Source organism: uncultured Thiohalocapsa sp. (genome assembly GCF_913063425.1).
Lineage (GTDB): Bacteria > Pseudomonadota > Gammaproteobacteria > Chromatiales > Chromatiaceae > Thiohalocapsa.
On the sequence record NZ_CAJXYK010000027.1, the window covers coordinates 1 to 17,567 of the forward strand.

Here is a 17,567-nt window from a genome sequence, read left to right on the forward strand (position 1 = left end):
TCCTCGCTGGTTGGAACATGGCACCATGTTCCAGCTCCGGCACGGCCCGGGATAGATGTATTTCGCGGGACGCTTACGCGCTCTGTTTGGCGGATGAGCCCAATGTCGAGGACGACACCGCGGTGCAAGTCTTAGAGGCCCTGGTTGGCTGCGTCGACCAGCGTGACGGTACGGGACATGTGAACTCGACACTCGACGCCGCCGCCATGGCACTCGCCAACTCTCGCTGGCGCGGATGGTTGAATGAACGCTTGCTGAGCACACTCACATGTGCACCACCCAACGAACGCGTCGCGATCATCAAAGTGCTCGCGGCCATTGGCGAGCCCGTTGGGTTGCGAGCCATCCGAGAGTGGTTGAAACACGAGTACCCGGCGGTACGTAGGGTCTGCTTGGCCGCCTTGGCTCGAAGAGAGTGCAACGATTGGTATGACCAGATCTTGTTGTCAGAAAATTTTGGCCAGCCTTCTTGGGCGGTTGGCTTCATGCCTGATAATACTTTTACGGTGGTCGATGCGATCGATCCCGAGGACCCCATCGACGAAACAGTTGTAGACTGGGCGGCAATGGAGGTCTCCTTACCGAAGGACGAAATCCGCCAACGCTACGAACGTCTCGCCAACCAATTCGGCCTCAAACTCGCCTGGACCGCAGAGTCAACTGCGCCGCGGGAGGAAACCTGAGCGCGGGTCAGTCAAGACGCCGCGCAAGATGGCCGATCCAACCGCTGTGTCGAGAGCATCAAGGCATCGGCCCGTCGCAGCCAGGATGAGCCGTTGCCGAATCCAGGGCCGCGCCCGCAGCGGCTTGGTCGGAGCGGGAGGATCGGAGCGGCATCGACGCCGTCCTAGATTCAGCTTTGCTTCATGCGTGTCGTGGGGCCAACAAGGGATCGCACGGTCCGGGCGCCGGCATGGATCAGGATCTATGCTCTGGAACTGGATCAGGGCGGCAGCCCGCCAGCCAGGACTCGGCGTGGGCAGCCGTGATCCACTGGTGACACCGCTCCGCGGTGTCACCTGTCTCCCGGCGCTCCGCGCCCCAGCCGAGCGTTGGCCGGCAATGGCCCCGGCTGCAATGCGCAAGCCGTCCCGAACCGACCGCAGGCAGCGCAGAGCGCCCTGAGATGCGCGATACCGCCGGAGCGGTATCACTGGCCTGAATTTTCTCCTCTTCTCTCTTTCTTTGCGCCTTTGCGTCTCTGTGCGAGATATCTTTCTCCCGGCTGGGGGCGCGCCATTGCTTCAACTCGTTCTCCGCGGCTCCGTGGCGCCGCGCGAGCATCCCACCGTGGCTCGTGGTCTCGACTCTGAGCAACCTGTCGCCACTGCCGGCGACCTTCGTCGCCATTTTGTCACGCAACTTGCCCTTTCCAAACAACTGCCTACGAATCGTTATGTGGAAGCCTCTGTATTCGGTGTGGCGCAGATACGCGCGAGCGCCGGGCAGCTGGCGGCACCGCGCAAGCCCCCTGGGTGTCGACCCTGACGCCGCAGAGCAGCGTCGCGTTCCTTAGGGCTTGATCGCGCAGAACGGCAACTGCCGTTCATAGTCGTACAGCTGCGGGTAACGCCGCGAAATAGCTCACGAGCATTTATCCTGATATCCTTGGAGCAGTATTCTTCGCGCTGACTGATTCAAGGAATCCGCCGCGCTTACCCTACCGCATTACAGGAGACGTTATTTATGGTTGAGAAAATCCGCCTGAGTCTCTGGGATATCTTCTCGTTTTTTCTGACGGGTTTCCTGGCAACGACGGTGGCGCTGGTCTTTTTCATCAGCTTTGGTGTTTACCCGCTTGAGCAGTTCTTGGGGGACCTAAAGCACTCCCCTGTCGCGATCACGCTGGTTGCGGCGCCCCTCGCCTTCACATTGATGGGCATGCTCATTGAGCCCATTGCCAACTATGTGGATAGAGAAGCTGTAGACAAGATCTACCGGATCCTCGGTCAGAGCCTCGGATTCAAAATACGACGATGCTCCGCTGAGACAGAACTTCTCGCAGAAGAAATTCGCATGAAGTACCTTGGCTCACTCAATGGCAGGATTGATGACCCCTATCACCTATGCAAGGAGTATGTTGAAACAAAACAGCTCAGCACGACCTTCATGGTGTTCCTTTCGCGCTATGGCTTCTATCGCAACTGCGCATTTATTGCGTTGGCGTCCACAATCCCTTTGGTACTCTTGCTGCAGCGCTCGTGGGCGACACTATTAGGGGTTATCGCGCTGCTTTTTGCGGCCTTGCTCTTCAAGGCGCGCTCTGAGGAATTCTACAGCTACATGGCTCCAGCAGTGTACCGCGCGTTCCTGATTGACAAGTTGGATTGGAAAGGTGACGCGAAGCCGTCGGCTCAGCCCGACGATCACGCATCGCACGGCCCGCGCTGACAACGGATACGGCATGAAAGAATAGGACAGCCGAAGCGATTCGGCGGCTGATCCAGATGCGCTGCGTACTATGTGCCGGCGGCCGCCAACGGCGGCGCCGCGGGCAGGTGCGGATGCCGGAGGCAGAGGGCCAGGTCTTCGGCGTCCATGGGCCGGGCAAAGAAATATCCCTGACCGAAGTCGCAGCCGAGCTCGCGCAGGGCGGCGAGCTGGGCCTCGTTCTCGATGCCCTCGGCGATGATGCGCAGCCCGAGCGCCTTGGCCATGGCGATCATGGCGGTGGCGAGTGCGCGGTCTTCGTCGCGGGTGCAGAGGTTGGCGATGAAGGAGCGGTCGATCTTGATGCAGTCGATGGCGAAGCGGCGCAGGTAGTTGATGGAGGAGTAGCCGGTGCCGAAGTCATCGATGTGGATGGCGAGACCGAGGTCACTCAGGGCCTGCACCCGGGCGCTGTTGGCGTGGGTGAGATCCATGAGCACGGACTCGGTGATCTCGATCTGCAGGGCGTCCGGTGACAGCGTGAAGCGACCGAGCAGGTCCGCCACCGGACCCGCCAGCGGCTCGCGCTGCAGATGGGCCGCTGAGAGGTTCACGGCGACGGGGCGGATCATGAGCCCGGCATCCCGCCAGGCCGCGATCTGGGCGCACACGGTGCGCAGCACGAAGCGGCCGATATCCTGGATCAGACCGCTTTCCTCGGCCACCGGAATGAACCGCGCCGGCGACACCGGCCCCAGCTCCGGGTCGCGCCAGCGCAACAGGGCCTCGCAGGCCACCACGTCGCCGCTGCCCAAGGCGACGATGGGCTGATACTGAAGCGTCAGCTGCTCCGCCGTGAGCCCGTGACGCAGCCGGTGCTCGATGGACAGCCGCTCCGAGGAGCGCGCGTTGAGCTCCTGGGTGAAGAACCGGTAGGTGTTGCGGCCCTCGGACTTGGCTCGGTACATCGCGAGGTCCGCACAGCGCACGAGTCCGTCCGGGTCCTGCGCATCCTGGGGATACAGGGCGACACCGATGCTGGCGGTGACCACGTACCGCCCGCCGCCCAGCTCGAAAGGCTCCGCGGCCACGTTGAGGATTCGCGCCGCCAGCGCGTCCGCCGCAGCCGGCCCTGGGAGTGCGTCCGCGGCCAGCAGCAGCTCATCGCCGCCGAAGCGCGCCAGGAAGGCGCTGTGACCGATGCCTTCTCCGGCGAGCAGCCCCTGCAGGCGATCGGCGAAGGTCTCCAGCAGGCTGTCGCCCACCGCGTGGCCCAGGTTATCGTTGATCTGCTTGAAGTTGTCGAGATCGACGAACAGCAGCGCCAGGACCTGCCCCGGCCCGCGCGAGGTCTCGATGCGCTGCGCCAGCAGATCGCGGATCAGGTTGCGATTCGGCAGGCCGGTCAGCTGATCGTAGAAGGCGAGCTGCTCGATCTGCTCGTTGTACTGGCCGAGTCGCTCGGCCATTTCGTTGAGGTCCGCAGCGAGCATGCCGAGCTCATCGTCGCCGCGCACCGGCAGCGGCGGCACCGGCCGGCCGGTACCCACGGCCCGCGCTGCCCGGCGCAGCGCGGCCAGTGGCCGCAGCACCAGCCGGCGCAGCCACACGAAGAGCACGGCCACCAGCAACAGCCCACCGAAGAAGCTGATGGCCACCGTCTGCAGCGCCAGCTGATTCAGCGGGTGCGAGAGCCCCCGCACCGGCTGCACCGCCACCGCCGTGACGCCGTCCACAAGCGATCGCGACATCACCAGGCTCGGCTCGCCACCCCAGCGCAGCCGCCTAAGCCCCCGGGCGCTGCCGAGCGCCTCGAGCTGGTCCCGCAGCGCCGCCGGCAGCTGCCGGGGGGCGTTGCCGCTCGCGTGCAGCAAGCCGCCCCCGGGCAACACCAACAGGAGCTGACCGCGAAAGCGCAGATAGGGGTCCACCAGACGTGCGTAGAGCGGCTTCAGCGACACACTCAGCACGAGCCGGCCGCGGAAGCCGCCGGTGCCCGCCGGCACCTCGACCCGGTGGCGCACATGCAGCAGGTCGGCGTCGGGGTCCATACGCCGCGTGCGCTCCGGTCCAGCCACATCTGAACCCGTGGCAGCGTACAGGGTGGGGGCGACATCGTCCGCGAAGCCGACGGCTGCCGTGCCCACGAGCACCCGACCCGCGCCATCCAGCAGACGGATGGCCAGATAGTCCGGGTACGCGGCGCGATACTGCTCGAACAGGCGCAGCAGCTTAGCGCTGGCTTCCGGTGCAGCACCACCGCGGGCGCGCAGCTCGGCATAGCCCTCGGTCTCCGGGGCGGAGGCCAGCAGGTCCGCATCGGCATCAGCATTGGTGACCAGGTCCGTCAACCCCTGGTCCGCCAGCAGCAGCGCCGCCTGCATCCCCTGCTCAGCCTCGGCATGCAGCTTGTCCCGGAGCGACTCCCAGGTGAGCCAGCCCAGGGCGATGACGGGCACCACGACCAGCGGGGTCAGGGCAAGAGCCAGCTTTGCGCGTAGATGCATGACGATGACACCGGCGCCGGCAAGGCACACGGTGGGGGCGGATTGCGCGTGCAGGCAGCGGCTGTCGCTGGGCGGCTGGCCTGCGCCGCGGGACGAAGTGGACGCGTGTGAGGCGCTCCGGACCCGGTTGGGGCACCGGGCAGGCACGCCAGCGAATCGTTGCGCCCGGTACTCATCGCCGCGGGCGGCGTGCGGTCACCCGAATCGGTGCTTCCCTGACAAACTGGTCGGGAGCCTACCATGGATTGCCACTGAAAGCCGAAGCATCCGGAAGAGCCGGGCCGCGGGCCCCTGGTGCGGGGCGGGCAGCTTGTGTCTGTTCAGGGTCCGGGCAGCAGTGTCCGGAACCACATCACAGGTTGCTCGCACGGCGATCCCCTTTGATCGGCTCGCAGACGCTCACCCGTCGCCCAGGTTCTTCCCGTCCTCGCTCGGGCCGTAGGGGAAGCGCACGTGCCCAAACCGCAGCACCAGGACCGCCAGCGACAGGATCAGCACCGCGCCGGCGGTGGCGATGAGCGCCCACTCGCCCATGGACTTCATGTCCAGAATCAAGTGGCGCGCCAGCGCGACGATGGCGATGTACAGGGGCATCCGCACCGGCAATGCACCCGAGCGCAGATAGATGCCCACCATGGTGAGCACCTCGAGGTAGATGAAGAGCAGCAGCAGGTCCGCGAGTGTCACCTCCCGGGCCTCGACCATCTTCGTCACCTCCTGTGTGGCGGCGACGATGGTGGCGATGGTGATGAGCAGCAGCCCCAGAACCTCCAGCGCGTAGAGGGTGCGGTCGCCGGCGGCGATGAGCCGGCGCTGGGTCTTGCTGGACTCGCTTTCCATGCGTGGATGATAGCGCCTGAAGTGCCGCGTACACCACCACGCGCTGGAGACCTGCCTCAGGGCGGCCCGGGGACTGCCGGCGGACAGATCGCGGATTTTGGACGCCGGCTGCGGCTCTGGCCGCGATGCGCTGGCCTTTGGGAAGCCCGGCTACTCGGTGAGGATGAGCCGGGTCCGGCTGCGCTGCTGGATCAGGTGCCGGGCCTGGAGCCGGTGGAGACCTGGACCACTGGCGATCTCCGCCCCAGATGGGCGAGGTATAGACCCGCACCTGCGTCTCGGTGGGCGCCCCCTCCGGCGGCTGTGTGGACAGCGATCTGACACCGGGGTTCAGCCCGCGGCGGTCGCGGCGTAGACTGTCCCCTTCCAACCACCTGACGAATCACCGCGTGGTACCGCGCGGCGCGGCCTCGACTATTGAAAGATCAAGACATCCCCGGCCCGTCGAAAGGGCTCCGGCAAACCACGCTCCTGTCCCGCGACGAGCGCCTGGCAGGGCGGCCCAACCTGTGCAGCGACTGCGGGCTGTGCGATACCCGGCTCAAGCCGGACATGGCGCAGGCCTGCGTCTTCGTGCGCAACCGCGCAGAGGACCTCGAGCGCCGGCTCTTCGGGCGCAACCGCCGGGATGGGGACGAGCTGCGCTTCGGCATCCACCAGCAGATGCTCGCCGCGCGCATGCGCCGACCGGTCACCGGCGCGCAATGGACGGGCATGGTCACCAGCCTCGGTGCCCGGCTGCTGGAGCGCGACGCGGTGGACGCGGTGCTGACCACGGGTGCGATGCCCGGCACCCGTTTTGCGCCCCGGCCCGTGCTGGCACGTACACCGCAGGAGGTGCTGGCCACCGCCGGCAACAAGCCCTGCCTGGCACCCGGCCTCGGGCTGCTCGACGCCGTACGTGACGCCGGTGTGCGGCGGCTCGCCGTGGTCGGCACCGGCTGTCAGGTGCACATGCTGCGCGCGGCGCAGGACAAGCTCGGGCTCGCGCGCCTCGACGTCATCGGCATCCCCTGTTCCGACAACGTCACCTATCCGGATCTCACGTACTTTCTGGAGCAGGTCTCGCGCTCGCCCGGCACCATCGTCCACTACGAGTTCATGCAGGACTACAGCCTGCACATGCACCACGAGGACGGCAGCACGGAGCGGATGAACTACATCGACTTTCCCATGGACAAGCTGGAGGGCATCTTCCCGTCCGCATGCCTGTCCTGTTTCGACTATGCCAACACCCTGGCCGACATCACCATCGGCTACATGGGCGCGCGCCTGGGCTGGCAATGGGTGCTGGTGCGCACCGGGCGCGGCGCCGAGCTGCTGGAGCTGCTGCGCGATGACCTGGAGACCACCGACCTTGACAGCGCCGGCGACCGCCGCCGCGGGGTACCCCGCTACATCCAGATGCTCGCCAAGCCCCCCGGTAAGCCGCCCAAGCCCGTGCGCCGGCTCATCGCCTGGCTGCAGCGCCACCGCGGCCCCCGCGGGCTGGAGTTCGCCCGCGCCATCATCGAGATGAAGATGCTGCGCAACCTGCACTACGTGCGCAGCCGCTTCAGCCGGTTCGAGCCGCGCATCGTGCCGGACTATGTCTACCGCGCCCTGGCACCCTACGACGCGGCCCATCGCGAGGCCCTCGGCCGCGGCGTGCGGCCGGAGCCGCCGACACCGCAGCGCCGGCAGCAATGAGCGCCCGGCGCGACGGCGGCAGGCGCCGATGCGGCATCATCGCGCTGTTGGTCCGGCTCTGCCTCCTGTTGCCGGCGAGCGCGGCGGCCCTTGAGGCGCAGCTGTCGGCGGACAACGTCGCCGCGAGCCAGCCGGTGACGCTCACCCTGAGCGACACCGCGCCGCTGCCGGCGGACCCCGACCTGTCGCCGCTCGCGGCGGACTTCCAGGTGCTGGGGCAGCGCCGGGCGGAGACCGTCACCACCGTGAACGGCCGCAGCCGGGAGCGCCACGAGCTGATCCTGACGCTGCTGCCGCGGCGCTCCGGCACGCTCACGGTGCCCCCCCTCGACCTGGGCGGCGCCCGCACGGCGGCGCTGCCGCTCACCGTCGCCGCCACCACCAGTCCGGACGCCCGGCTGCTGCCCGCACCCGCGCAGGCGGCACCCCCGCCGGCCGCCGATACGCCCCCCCAGCGCATCACGGTGAGCGCGGCGGTGAGCCCCCTGCGCGGCGTCGTCGGGGCGGAGCGCGTCGTCACCGTCCGGGTGCGCTCCCCGGACGGCCCGCCCCAGGGACATCTGCCGACACCAAAGGCCGACGACGCGCGCCTGCTGGCCCTCGGCACGACGCGCAGCACGGCCCCGGACGGCGAGCAGGTGCTGGAGCAGCGGTTTTCGGTGTTCCCCGAGCGGGCCGGGCGGCTCAGGATCACCGGCATCGGCTTCGACGCCTGGCAGCCCGCGGGCGGCGCCCCGGTGCGCCACCGTGCCGAGCCCATCGCCATCGATGTGCGCCCACGGCCCGCCGCTGCGGGCGCCCCCTGGCTGCCGGCCCGGGCGCTCGGCCTGAGCGAGGCCGGACCCACAGAGGTGCGCCTGGCACCGGGGCAGGGCCTGGAGCGGCTGCTCACGCTGCGGGCAGAGGGGCTGCCGGCCGAGCGCCTGCCCGCCATCCCGCTCGAGATTCCGTTCCAGCTGCGCATTCGCGACGACCCGCCGCGGTTGTGGAACGAGCAAACCCCCAACGGCATCGTCGGCTACCGCGCCGAGCGCGTGCTGATCAGCGCTGAGGAGGCCGGCAGCTATGTGCTGCCAGGGCCGTCCATCGCCTGGTGGGACACGCAGGCCCAGCAGATGCGCAGGGCGTCCCTGCCGGACTGGACACTCACGGTGGCGCCGTTCGCATCCGCAGACCGGCGCCCTGCGGCCCGCTGGGAGCGCGACCAGCGGGCGGCCCGCGCCGCCGGCGATGCGCCGGACGCCGCAACGGACGGCGAGCCTGCAGCAGCCGGCTCCCGCGGCATGCCGGAGCAGCAGACCAACGGCATCGGGCTGCCCGGCGCCTGGGCCTGGATGGCGGGCGCGGCGGGTCTGAGCCTGCTGGTGGCGCTCGGCGCCCTGCTCGCCCGGCGCAGGCGCCGCCGCTCGCGGTCGGGGGCCGCACCACCGTCACAGCCGGAGGCGACACCGGCCAAAGCGACGGCCGCAGACCTGGACCTGCTCATCGCTGCCGTCGCCGATGCTTACGGCCGGACGGCTGCCATCCAGGCCCGCGATGCGCTCCTCGCCTGGGCGGCGGCGGTGTGGCCCGCAGGGCCGCCCGGGAACCTGTCGCAATTGGCGCTGCGCCTGGAACCGCCGCTGAGCGACGATCTGAAGCTCCTGGACAAGGCGTTCTACGGGCCGGGCGATGATGCCTGGGCTGAGCGCCCGGTGGCGGAGCGGCTCGCCGCGCTGCAGCCGCAGGTAACCGGCTCAGAGCGCGTGGCGCCGGCGTAAGGGCGACAGTGGACGGGCGGTGCCGTCAGCCCTGCCCGAGCAGCTCCGTGAGGCGCGCGATCTCCTGCTGCGCCTCCACCTGCTCGGTGACGTCGTACTGCACGCCGAGGTAGTAGATGACCCGACCGTCCGGGTCGAGCAGGGGGCGGATGCTGAGGCGGTTGTAGAAGCGGGTGCCGTCCTTGCGGTAGTTGCGCAGCGTCACTTCCACCGGGCGCTCCTCGGCGAGGGCCGCGCGAATCTCCGTGATGCCGGGCTGCTCGCGGTCGTCGCCCTGCAGGAAGCGGCAGTTGCGGCCGAGGATCTCGTCCTGGCTGTAGCCGGTCATGCGCTCGAACACGGCGTTGGCGAACACGATAGGATTGTCCGGCAGATCCGGATCGGACAAGGTGACGCCATTGACGCAGCTGTCCAGGATCTGCGCCAGCACCGTGGGGATCATGCCGGGGTCTTTTTCGACGACGAAGTTCATGACGGCCTCTGCCGATTGCTTTGCCGGCATGCGTCGGTCGGCCACTGCCGCACCGCGCCGGCGGTTGTGTGCGCGGCATGCGGGCGTGCGCCGCCCTCAGGCCGCGGGGTCATGCCGACTGCCGCTCGGGCGGCGCGCATTCCGCCTCGATGAGCCGCTTGAGGTTGCGCACCGTGCGCTCGGCGCCATCCTGGACCGCCGCGCGGATGAGCTTCTCGAACGGGCGCATCATCAGGTCGATGCGCCGCAGCTCGAAGGTGAAGGTGAGCCTGGTATGCTGCACGGCGGCGTCGAACCGATAGTCCACCAGGAACGGAAAGCTCGTACCCTGGAAGGTAAGCCGCTCGGCCGGCTGCATCTGCGTGATCTTGAACGTAGACTCGGTACGCCGGCCCTGGTCCACCCGCACCTGCCGCGCGAGCGTGCCCACACGCATCGGCCCCTTGGAGATGAGCCGCAGCTCCTTCACCTCCGGCGACCAGCGCGGATAGTTCTGCTCGAAATCCTCGGCGATAAAGGCATACACCGCGTCCGGCGGCCGCTCGATCTCGATGCTCGCTTGCGCTTTGACCACGACAGTCCCCCGAGAACGATCTTCCAAGCCGGCAGCTGCGCGATGCACAGCGCCCGCGCGCACGTGTTTGTTGCGACCCGGATTGCCCCCTGCGGTTCCGTCAGCATTATGAACGACACACGACCCCGGAACGAGCCCACCGATGCCATGCCGGCGGCAACCTACCCCAGCGCGCCGGAGCGAGCCCTGGGCCAGCTCTACGACTTCGTCACCGGTGACGAGGACGCCCGCGTCTGCCGCGACATCCCACCCGAGTCCTGTGACGATCAGCCGCGCAACTTCTTCGCCTACCTCGGCGCCAATCTGCTGAGCAAAGTGGCGGACGAGCTCTCCAGCGCCAAGCTGGTGCTGCCCTGGCTGCTGGGCGCCCTGGGGGCGCCCGCGGTGTTCGTGGGTCTCCTGGTGCCCATCCGCGAGTCCGGCGTGCTGCTGCCGCAGCTGGCGGTGGCGGCCTACATCCGGCGCATGCGCCTGCGCAAGCCGGTCTGGATCATCGGCGCCCTGCTCTCCGCCCTCGCCCTCGGCGCCATGGCGCTGGCCGCACTGACCCTGGCCGGCGCCGCCGCCGGCTGGGCCGTGGTGGGGTTGCTGGTGGTGTTCAGCCTCGCGCGGGGCCTGTGCTCGGTGTCGGCCAAGGACGTGCTCGGCAAGACCGTCTCCAAGTCCCGCCGGGGGCGCCTCATGGGATGGTCCGCCGGCATTGCGGGCGCCGCCACCCTGGGGCTCGGGCTCGCGCTGGGCGTGCTCGGCGACGTCGCGTCGGAACGGCTGGTGTACGCCCTGCTGCTGGCCGCCGGCGGTGTGCTGTTCGTGCTCGGCGCCCTGGTGTTCGCCGGCATCCGCGAGCAGCCGGGGGCCACCGCCGGCGGCGGCAACGCCCTCACCGAGGCCCTGGCGAGCCTGGACCTGCTGCGCACCGACCGGGACTTCCGCCGCTATCTGCTCACCCGCATCGGGCTCCTGAGCCTGGCGCTGGCACCCCCCTTCTACGTGCTGCTGCTGCAGCGCAGCAGCGACACGGCCCTGTCCGGGCTCGGGCTGCTGATCATCGCAAGCGGCCTCGCCAGCGCCTTGAGCGCGCCCATCTGGGGCCGGCTCAGCGACCGCTCCGCACGCCTGGTCATCGCGCTGGCCGCGGCAGTCGGCGGCGTCACCGGCATCGCCACCTGGGTCGTGGCCCAGGACGGCGTCCAGGGGGCGGCCCTCGCCTGGCTCCTGGCGGGGCTCTTCCTGTCCGTCAACATCGCCCACGCCGGCGTGCGCCTTGGCCGTAAGGTCTACCTGGTGGATCTGGCCAACAGCGACAATCGCGCCGCGATGGTGGCGGTGAGCAATACCATCATCGGCATCGCCATGCTGCTCGGCGGCGTCATCGGCTTGCTCGCCGACCTCTACGACACTGCCACGGTCATCGGCATCCTTGGCCTGGGCGCGCTGGCCGTGGCGGTCTATGCGCTCGGGCTGCGTGAGGTCTCCGTGGACCACGGAGACTGAGCCGACCATGCCCGATGCCGCGGCGCAGCCACCCCGTTGGCAGCAGGAGCTGGCCAGCGCGTTCACCCAGGCGGACGCGCTGCTGGACTTCCTCGCCATCCCCACCGCAGCCCGCGGGCGGGTGCTGCGGCAGCCGAAGGACTTTCGGCTCCTGGTGCCCAGGGGCTTCGCGGCCCTGATGCGCCGGGGCGATCCCGATGATCCGCTGCTGCGCCAGGTGCTGCCGCTCACCGCTGAGCTCCAGGCACGGGAGGGCTTCGGGCCTGATCCCCTGGACGAGGCTTCAGCGCGCACGCAGGCGGGCCTGCTGCGCAAGTACCAGGGCCGGGCACTGCTGCTCGCCGCCGGTGGCTGCGCGGTGCATTGCCGCTACTGCTTTCGGCGACACTTCCCGTACGCGGCACTGCCGGGGCGCAGCGCTCTGGACGGCTCCCTCGCCGAGCTCGCGGCGGCAGAGGACGTGCAGGAGGTCATCCTGAGCGGTGGGGACCCGCTCCTGCTCGACGATGCCGCGCTTGGGGATCTGCTGGCGCGCATCGCCGCGCTCCCGCACATACGCCGCATCCGCGTCCACAGCCGCCTGCCGGTGGTGCTGCCGAGCCGGGTGACGCCGGCACTGTGCGGATGCCTCGGCGGACTGCCCAAGCCCTGCGTTGTGGTGATTCACGCCAACCACCCCGCCGAGCTCGGCACGGCGGCGGCCGAGGCCCTTGCTGCCCTGCGCCGCGCCGGCGTGGTGCTGCTGAACCAAAGTGTGCTCTTACACGGCGTCAACGACGATGCAGCTTGCCTGGTCGCCCTCAGTGAGCGCCTGTTCGAGGCCGGTGTGCTGCCCTACTACCTGCATCAACTGGACCCGGTGGCCGGCGCCGGGCACTTCGCGGTGGACGACGAGCGGGCGCGCCGCATCGCGACGAATCTGCGGGCGCGCCTGCCGGGGTATCTGACCCCGTTGCTGGTGCGCGAAACGCCGGGCGCAGCCTACAAGCTGCCGCTGTCGTGATCGCCGACACACCGGCGCCGGTTTCCGACGGCAGGGCGCATGTGGATAATCGGGCGGAGGCGAGCTTTGTCGTCGCCCAGTCCGTCCGCCCAGTCCGTCCGCCCCGCCCGTTCGCCCAACCCGCCCACCCCAGCCCGCATGCCCTCCGATTCTTCCGGCACCCCCCCGACGTTGGTGCTCCTCGGCCCCGCGGCCTGGGCCGCCCAAGCCGCCGCGGCGCTGGGCCAGGCGGTGCCCGGCGCGGTAACGCGCACCTGCACCGACCCGGCGCAACTGCCTGCCCTGCTGCCGATGCACGGCCCCGCCGCCATCCTGGCCCACATGGGCGCCGGGAGCGCCCCGGCACCGCTGGCTCGGCTGGTAACCGCGTACCCGCAGGTGCCGCTGACCCTCGCGGCAGCAGCGGATGTATCCGCCACGACCCTTCTGGAGGTCATGGGCGCCGGCGCGACGGGGCTCGCCCGTGCGGACGACGGAACCGCACTCGCGGCAGCCGTACGCCGCGCCTTCGCCCTGCCAGCAGCGCCCGCGGCAACGGGTGCAGCCTCCGCAGATGCGGGCCGATCGCTCTGTGCCCTGGCTGATCGGGTCGAGCAGCCCCTGGCACTGGTGCGCGATGCCCGGGTGGTGCACCTGAACCCCACCCTGCAGGGCCTGCTGGGGCTGACGCAGGGGAACGCCTTCGTGCAGCGTCCACTGGCGGATTTTGCCGCGCCCGAGTCGGTCAAGCCCCTGGCTGCACTGCTGGCGCGGGCACTGCTGCTGGACCTGGATGACAAGACCCGCGAGACCCTGCGCTTCGTGCCGCAGGCGGGGCCCGCCTTCACCGCGGAGGTGACGGCCACACCCCTGGCCATCGACGGTGGTCAGGGGCTCGCCGTGGCCCTGAGCCCCAGCAACAGGGGCGACACCGATGGGTTGGTTGCGCCCCGCGGGAACGACCGCCTCCGGCTCCTGCAGCGCCTTGGCGTCCTAACGGACGACGCCAGCCCCGTCGAGCGCAGCTCCGCCTTGGCGCTGGCCGTGGTGGCGGATTACGCAGATCATCGCAGTGCCCTCGGTTTCGACGGCGCGGCTGAGCTGGTCCAGACGCTGGCCGACTGTCTGCGTGCCGCGGCACCGGCTGACAGCGGCTGCTTCATCGTCGCCGAGGATAGTTGCGCCCTGCTTGTGGAAGATCTGAGCACGGCGGAGCTGGATCAGCTGCGGCGGCGACTCAGGGCGGCGCCCGCGGAGAGTGATCAGCCGGCGTTGCGGCAACTGCGGCTGCGCTTAGGGCTGACCCGGGTCGCACCTGGTGTCGGGGCCCCCGCGGACGTGCTGGATCGTGCCGTGGCGGACGCCTGGCCCATCGCCGCCACGGACACCGTGGGCACAGAGACCACAGAGGGGCTCGACCTGCTCGCCCCGGGCGACAGCACGGACCTTCAGCACTCGGCGCCGTTGCATCCTGCGGGCACGCCGGTCCCCGAGACGCCCGCCTCGGGGGCGGAGCCGCCGCGGCTCAGCCTGTCAGCGCACGAAGATGCGGGCGAGACCGTGGTGGTGGACGATCTCGCCGAGCGCATCCAGCGGGCACTCGCGACGGAAGGCTTCACGCTCGCGCTGCAGCCCATCATCAGCCTGCTGGGCGACAGCCGCGAGCACTACAGCGTTCTGCTGCGCCTGCGCCGCCCGGACGGGACCCTCGCCAGCGCCGGGGAGATCATCCGCTCCGCAGCGGCCAGCGGCCGCATGGCGGACATCGACCGTTGGATGATTCGCTCCGCGCTGCGGCTCCTGAGCCAGCGTCGCCGCATCGGCGAGCACGCCGCCTTCTTCATCAGCCTGTCGGCCGATCTCGTCGCGGACGAGCATCTGCTGATCTGGATCTGCGATGCGCTGCGGGAGTTCGACATCCGCGGCAGCTGGCTCACGTTCCAGATGCGCGAGCAGGATGCCCAGGCACAGCCCGAGCGTTGGGCGGACCTCGTGGCCGGGCTGCGCGAAATCCGCTGCCGCATCTGCGTCAACCAGCACGGCCTCGTGGACGCGCTGGACAGCAGCGCCGTCGGCAGGCCGGATTTCGTCAAGCTCGCCCCCGCACTCGCCGCCGGCCTCTCGGCGGACAAGGACAAGCAGCAGCACCTGCTGGAGCTCATTCGCCTCGCCCGCGCTCGGGACATCCGCAGCATCATCACGGGTGTCGAGGACAGTCGTGCGCTGAATCTGCTCTGGGACGCCGGCATCGAATACGTGCAGGGCGACTATCTGCAGCCACCCACCACGAGTCTGGACCTGCCGCAGGACGGCGACAGCACCACCGCGGCGTCGGGTCCGGATTCTGAGCGTCTGTCGCTGCGCTTGTAATGAGCTCCGCCGCGGCCGGTACTCAACCGGCGTTGGCGATGCCGTGCGGCACATGGCCGGTGGCGACGCGGCCGCGCGCATCGGCACAATGACCCTCCTGATCGTCGAAGTAGATGTCCGCGTCGAAGGCCTCCAGGAATGGCCCCTTCGGCAGTCCACCGAGGAACAGGGCCTCATCGATGCGGATGCCCCAGTCGCGCAGGGTGCGGATGACGCGCTCATGCGAGGGTGCACCGCGCGCGGTGATGAGCGCCGTGCGCAGCGGCGCATCCTGCGGCGGGAAGAGCGCCTGGAGCCGGTGCAGGGCGAGCAGGAAGGGCTTAAAGGGACCGGCGGACAGCGGAACCGAGGCCGCGGCCACCTCGCGCGCGTTGAAGGCCGCGAGGCCTTCGCTGCGATAGACGCGCTCGGCCTCGTCGGAGAAGAGCACGGCGTCGCCGTCGAATGCGATGCGTACCGGTGAGCCGTCGGCGCATGCGGTCTGCGCGGGTGCCGGCATCAGGGTGGCCGCGGCACAGCCCGCCGCCAGCGCCTGGCGCACGTCATCCGGGTCCGCGGACAGGAACAGGTGCGCATCGAAGGCGCTGACATACCGGTAGGGGCTGGCCCCGCCGGTGAAGGCCGCCCGGGTGATGTCGAGCCCGTGGTGGCGAATGGAATTGAAGACCCTGAGACCGGTGTCGGAGCTGTTGCGGGACAGGAGGATCACCTCCACCCGCCCGGCCTCGCCGATGCGCTCGTTCAGCGCCAGCAGCTTCTGCACCAGGGCGAAAGCGACGCCCGGAGCGAGCACCTCGTTCTCCCGGGCCACCTGGTAGGCATGGTAGGCGTCCACGCCCTCGGCTTTGAAGATGCGATGGGACTCGTCGAGGTCGAAGAGCGCCCGTGACGAGATCGCCACCACGAGGCGAATGGGCGCAGTGCGCCGGCTGTCGTCCACCGTTGCAGCCGGCGGCTGCGGTGTCGTGCCCGCCGGCCCCGGCGCTGGCCGACGCAGCTGCGCGGGCGCTTGACCGCCGCCGGCCTGCATTTATCGGGGCGCCTGCATCTACCAGGGCATGAAGCTGTTGATGAAGTGCATGGGCCGGCCGATGTTGCGGTTCATGATGCCCACTTCGTCACGCATGGTCGCCGTGGAGTAGGTCATGGACTGCATCGATTGGTCCATGCCCTGGATGGTGGTCAGCATGGGCTCCAGCACGCTCACGTCCCGCGCCATGGAGTCCACGCCCACGGCCATGGTGCGCACGTTGGAGCTGATCTGGCCCATATTGTCGGAGATGGACTGCATGTTGCTTGCCAGCACCGTCATGTTCGAATCCACACTGATGGCAAGGTAGTGCACATCCTTGGCGAGGCTGAACACCAGGTAGAAGCCGTAGGCCGCGAGGATGATGAACGCGAACAGCGATGGATAGACGATCAGCTCCCAGCGGCGGGCGCTGTTCTCGAAGGCCTGGGACAGCCGGTCCATGGCGAAGGCGTTTGCCTGGGAGTCCGTGGCGTCATCTTGCAGTGCCTCCGGGCCATTCCCGGCCTGATGCGGCGCGCCTGTGTCGGGATCGGTTTTTGGATGCGCCATCGACTTGATTGCCTCAGTGAACGGGTCTTATTCTGCGGCGCGGCTCATGGTGCCTCCACCCCGCTTCGGGCAGCGGACCGGAGCCCGCGGCGCGTTGCGGACGTATGACCCTAGAGCCTAACACAAAGACTCGGAATTCCCACCGCACGACGGGCGCGCGCGCTGCTCAGCTCAGCAGGTGCGGAAAGACTGCCGCCGCCAGCGCGTAGAACTCCTTTGCACCCTTGCCCCTGGGCTCCAGCTCGAACACGGCGAGCCCTTCGCTGAAGGAGCGGCGAAACACCGTTCGCTGCGACAGTCGCGGCTTGATGAAGCGCACGTCGGGCAGCGACACCAGCGCGGCGGCGGCCTCGTTGGTCTCGCGCACGGCATGGTGGGTGTCACCGCGGTTGATGAAGCCGATGATCTCCGCAGGCGCAGCGCGCTCCACCGAGCGCACCAGTCGGGCGAAGCGCTGGGTCGACCAGATGTCCGCCTGCGACGGCGGCACCGGCACGATCACGCGGTCACACAAAGCGAGCGAGGTGCGCACCGCATCCATGTCCGCGGTGCCGATGTCGATGATGGTCTCGTCGTGCTCGGCGAGCCCGTCCGGGGTCAGCGCGCTGCGGTCGCGCACCAGGAGCGTCGGCTCGAACCCCTCTTCGGCCCGCACCTCGGTGACGTCCGTAAGTGTGGCCTGCGGGTCCGCATCCAGCAGCTGCACATCGACGTCCGCCATGGCGAGCCAGACGCCCAGATTGAAGGTGAGCGTGCTCTTACCGGAGCCTCCCTTGAGACTCCCAATCACGGTGATCATGCCGGACAAACTCCCCTGCGCTGGCGCTCAACAACAGCGCGCAAGCATACCGCACCGAACCCCTGGAATCTGCGGCGATCACCGACGGGTGGCGCCGTCCCGTGGGCCTCCTGAGCGTGCAGCGGACC

14 protein-coding genes are annotated in these 17,567 nt (G+C 69.1%); 7 read left to right on the plus strand and 7 right to left on the minus strand.

Going from position 1 to position 17,567, the window contains the following annotated elements:
- The coding region (locus QZ607_RS15030) for a hypothetical protein (RefSeq protein WP_295884183.1) at positions 1-683 on the plus strand (683 nt) is incomplete at its 5' end.
- Positions 684-1,686: 1,003 nt separating this feature from the next.
- Positions 1,687-2,391, plus strand: coding sequence for a hypothetical protein (locus QZ607_RS15035; protein WP_295884186.1), 705 nt, complete (start codon positions 1,687-1,689; stop codon positions 2,389-2,391).
- A gap of 68 nt (positions 2,392-2,459) precedes the next feature.
- On the opposite strand, the gene QZ607_RS15040 is transcribed toward QZ607_RS15035, so the two are convergent.
- Together QZ607_RS15040 and QZ607_RS15045 are read right to left on the minus strand one after the other, a co-directional pair.
- Complete coding sequence (locus QZ607_RS15040) at positions 2,460-4,877, minus strand: EAL domain-containing protein (protein ID WP_295884187.1); 2,418 nt, start codon at positions 4,875-4,877, stop codon at positions 2,460-2,462.
- A 399-nt stretch (positions 4,878-5,276) separates the two neighbouring features.
- Positions 5,277-5,717, minus strand: coding sequence for a phosphate-starvation-inducible PsiE family protein (locus QZ607_RS15045; protein ID WP_295884188.1), 441 nt, complete (start codon positions 5,715-5,717; stop codon positions 5,277-5,279).
- Positions 5,718-6,134: 417 nt separating this feature from the next.
- Between QZ607_RS15045 and QZ607_RS15050 the strand changes: the two genes are divergently transcribed.
- Both QZ607_RS15050 and QZ607_RS15055 read left to right on the plus strand, forming a co-directional pair.
- Positions 6,135-7,406, plus strand: a complete 1,272-nt coding sequence (locus tag QZ607_RS15050; protein WP_295884192.1) for a Coenzyme F420 hydrogenase/dehydrogenase, beta subunit C-terminal domain — start codon at positions 6,135-6,137, stop codon at positions 7,404-7,406.
- Positions 7,403-9,166 (plus strand): BatD family protein, encoded by a 1,764-nt coding sequence (locus QZ607_RS15055; RefSeq protein WP_295884195.1) that lies wholly within the window; start codon positions 7,403-7,405, stop codon positions 9,164-9,166. Before QZ607_RS15050 ends, QZ607_RS15055 begins: the two co-directional genes overlap by 4 nt.
- Positions 9,167-9,191: 25 nt before the next feature.
- Here QZ607_RS15055 and QZ607_RS15060 read toward each other — a convergent pair whose 3' ends face one another.
- Positions 9,192-9,638 carry a PAS domain-containing protein gene (locus QZ607_RS15060; protein ID WP_295884197.1) on the minus strand — a complete coding sequence of 149 codons (447 nt, stop codon included), beginning with the start codon at positions 9,636-9,638 and terminating at the stop codon, positions 9,192-9,194.
- A 109-nt stretch (positions 9,639-9,747) separates the two neighbouring features.
- Positions 9,748-10,212 (minus strand): SRPBCC family protein, encoded by a 465-nt coding sequence (locus tag QZ607_RS15065; protein WP_295884199.1) that lies wholly within the window; start codon positions 10,210-10,212, stop codon positions 9,748-9,750.
- A gap of 147 nt (positions 10,213-10,359) precedes the next feature.
- Between QZ607_RS15065 and QZ607_RS15070 the strand changes: the two genes are divergently transcribed.
- From QZ607_RS15070 to QZ607_RS15080, 3 genes are all read left to right on the plus strand, one after another.
- Positions 10,360-11,706: an MFS transporter gene (locus tag QZ607_RS15070; RefSeq protein ID WP_295884338.1), complete on the plus strand. Its 1,347-nt coding sequence runs from the start codon at positions 10,360-10,362 to the stop codon at positions 11,704-11,706.
- Positions 11,707-11,713: 7 nt separating this feature from the next.
- Positions 11,714-12,709 carry an EF-P beta-lysylation protein EpmB gene (epmB, locus tag QZ607_RS15075; RefSeq protein WP_295884201.1) on the plus strand — a complete coding sequence of 332 codons (996 nt, stop codon included), beginning with the start codon at positions 11,714-11,716 and terminating at the stop codon, positions 12,707-12,709.
- Positions 12,710-12,847: 138 nt separating this feature from the next.
- Complete coding sequence (locus QZ607_RS15080; protein WP_295884203.1) at positions 12,848-15,058, plus strand: EAL domain-containing protein; 2,211 nt, start codon at positions 12,848-12,850, stop codon at positions 15,056-15,058.
- Positions 15,059-15,080: 22 nt separating this feature from the next.
- Here the strand turns inward: QZ607_RS15080 and QZ607_RS15085 are convergent, their stop codons facing one another.
- The 3 genes from QZ607_RS15085 to QZ607_RS15095 all read right to left on the minus strand — a co-directional run bounded on the left by QZ607_RS15085 (position 15,081) and on the right by QZ607_RS15095 (position 17,439).
- Positions 15,081-15,998: a 5'-nucleotidase gene (locus QZ607_RS15085; protein ID WP_295884208.1), complete on the minus strand. Its 918-nt coding sequence runs from the start codon at positions 15,996-15,998 to the stop codon at positions 15,081-15,083.
- Positions 15,999-16,106: 108 nt separating this feature from the next.
- Entirely contained in the window at positions 16,107-16,532 is a 426-nt protein-coding gene (locus QZ607_RS15090) for a hypothetical protein (protein ID WP_367268202.1), read from the minus strand.
- Between the two features lie 274 nt (positions 16,533-16,806).
- Positions 16,807-17,439 carry a ParA family protein gene (locus tag QZ607_RS15095; protein ID WP_295884213.1) on the minus strand — a complete coding sequence of 211 codons (633 nt, stop codon included), beginning with the start codon at positions 17,437-17,439 and terminating at the stop codon, positions 16,807-16,809.
- Positions 17,440-17,567: the final 128 nt, after the last annotated feature.

What these genes read in the sequence shown, in the direction of transcription:
- QZ607_RS15090 (WP_367268202.1), bottom strand. Translation starts at nt 16,532, where the DNA reads ATGGACCGGCTGTCCCAGGCCTTCGAGAACAGCGCCCGCCGCTGGGAG.
- QZ607_RS15080 (WP_295884203.1), top strand. Translation starts at nt 12,848, where the DNA reads ATGCCCTCCGATTCTTCCGGCACCCCCCCGACGTTGGTGCTCCTCGGC.
- QZ607_RS15045 (WP_295884188.1), bottom strand. Translation starts at nt 5,717, where the DNA reads ATGGAAAGCGAGTCCAGCAAGACCCAGCGCCGGCTCATCGCCGCCGGC.
- QZ607_RS15070 (WP_295884338.1), top strand. Translation starts at nt 10,360, where the DNA reads ATGCCGGCGGCAACCTACCCCAGCGCGCCGGAGCGAGCCCTGGGCCAG.
- QZ607_RS15035 (WP_295884186.1), top strand. Translation starts at nt 1,687, where the DNA reads ATGGTTGAGAAAATCCGCCTGAGTCTCTGGGATATCTTCTCGTTTTTT.
- epmB (WP_295884201.1), top strand. Translation starts at nt 11,714, where the DNA reads ATGCCCGATGCCGCGGCGCAGCCACCCCGTTGGCAGCAGGAGCTGGCC.
- QZ607_RS15055 (WP_295884195.1), top strand. Translation starts at nt 7,403, where the DNA reads ATGAGCGCCCGGCGCGACGGCGGCAGGCGCCGATGCGGCATCATCGCG.
- QZ607_RS15040 (WP_295884187.1), bottom strand. Translation starts at nt 4,877, where the DNA reads ATGCATCTACGCGCAAAGCTGGCTCTTGCCCTGACCCCGCTGGTCGTG.
- QZ607_RS15060 (WP_295884197.1), bottom strand. Translation starts at nt 9,638, where the DNA reads ATGAACTTCGTCGTCGAAAAAGACCCCGGCATGATCCCCACGGTGCTG.
- QZ607_RS15095 (WP_295884213.1), bottom strand. Translation starts at nt 17,439, where the DNA reads ATGATCACCGTGATTGGGAGTCTCAAGGGAGGCTCCGGTAAGAGCACG.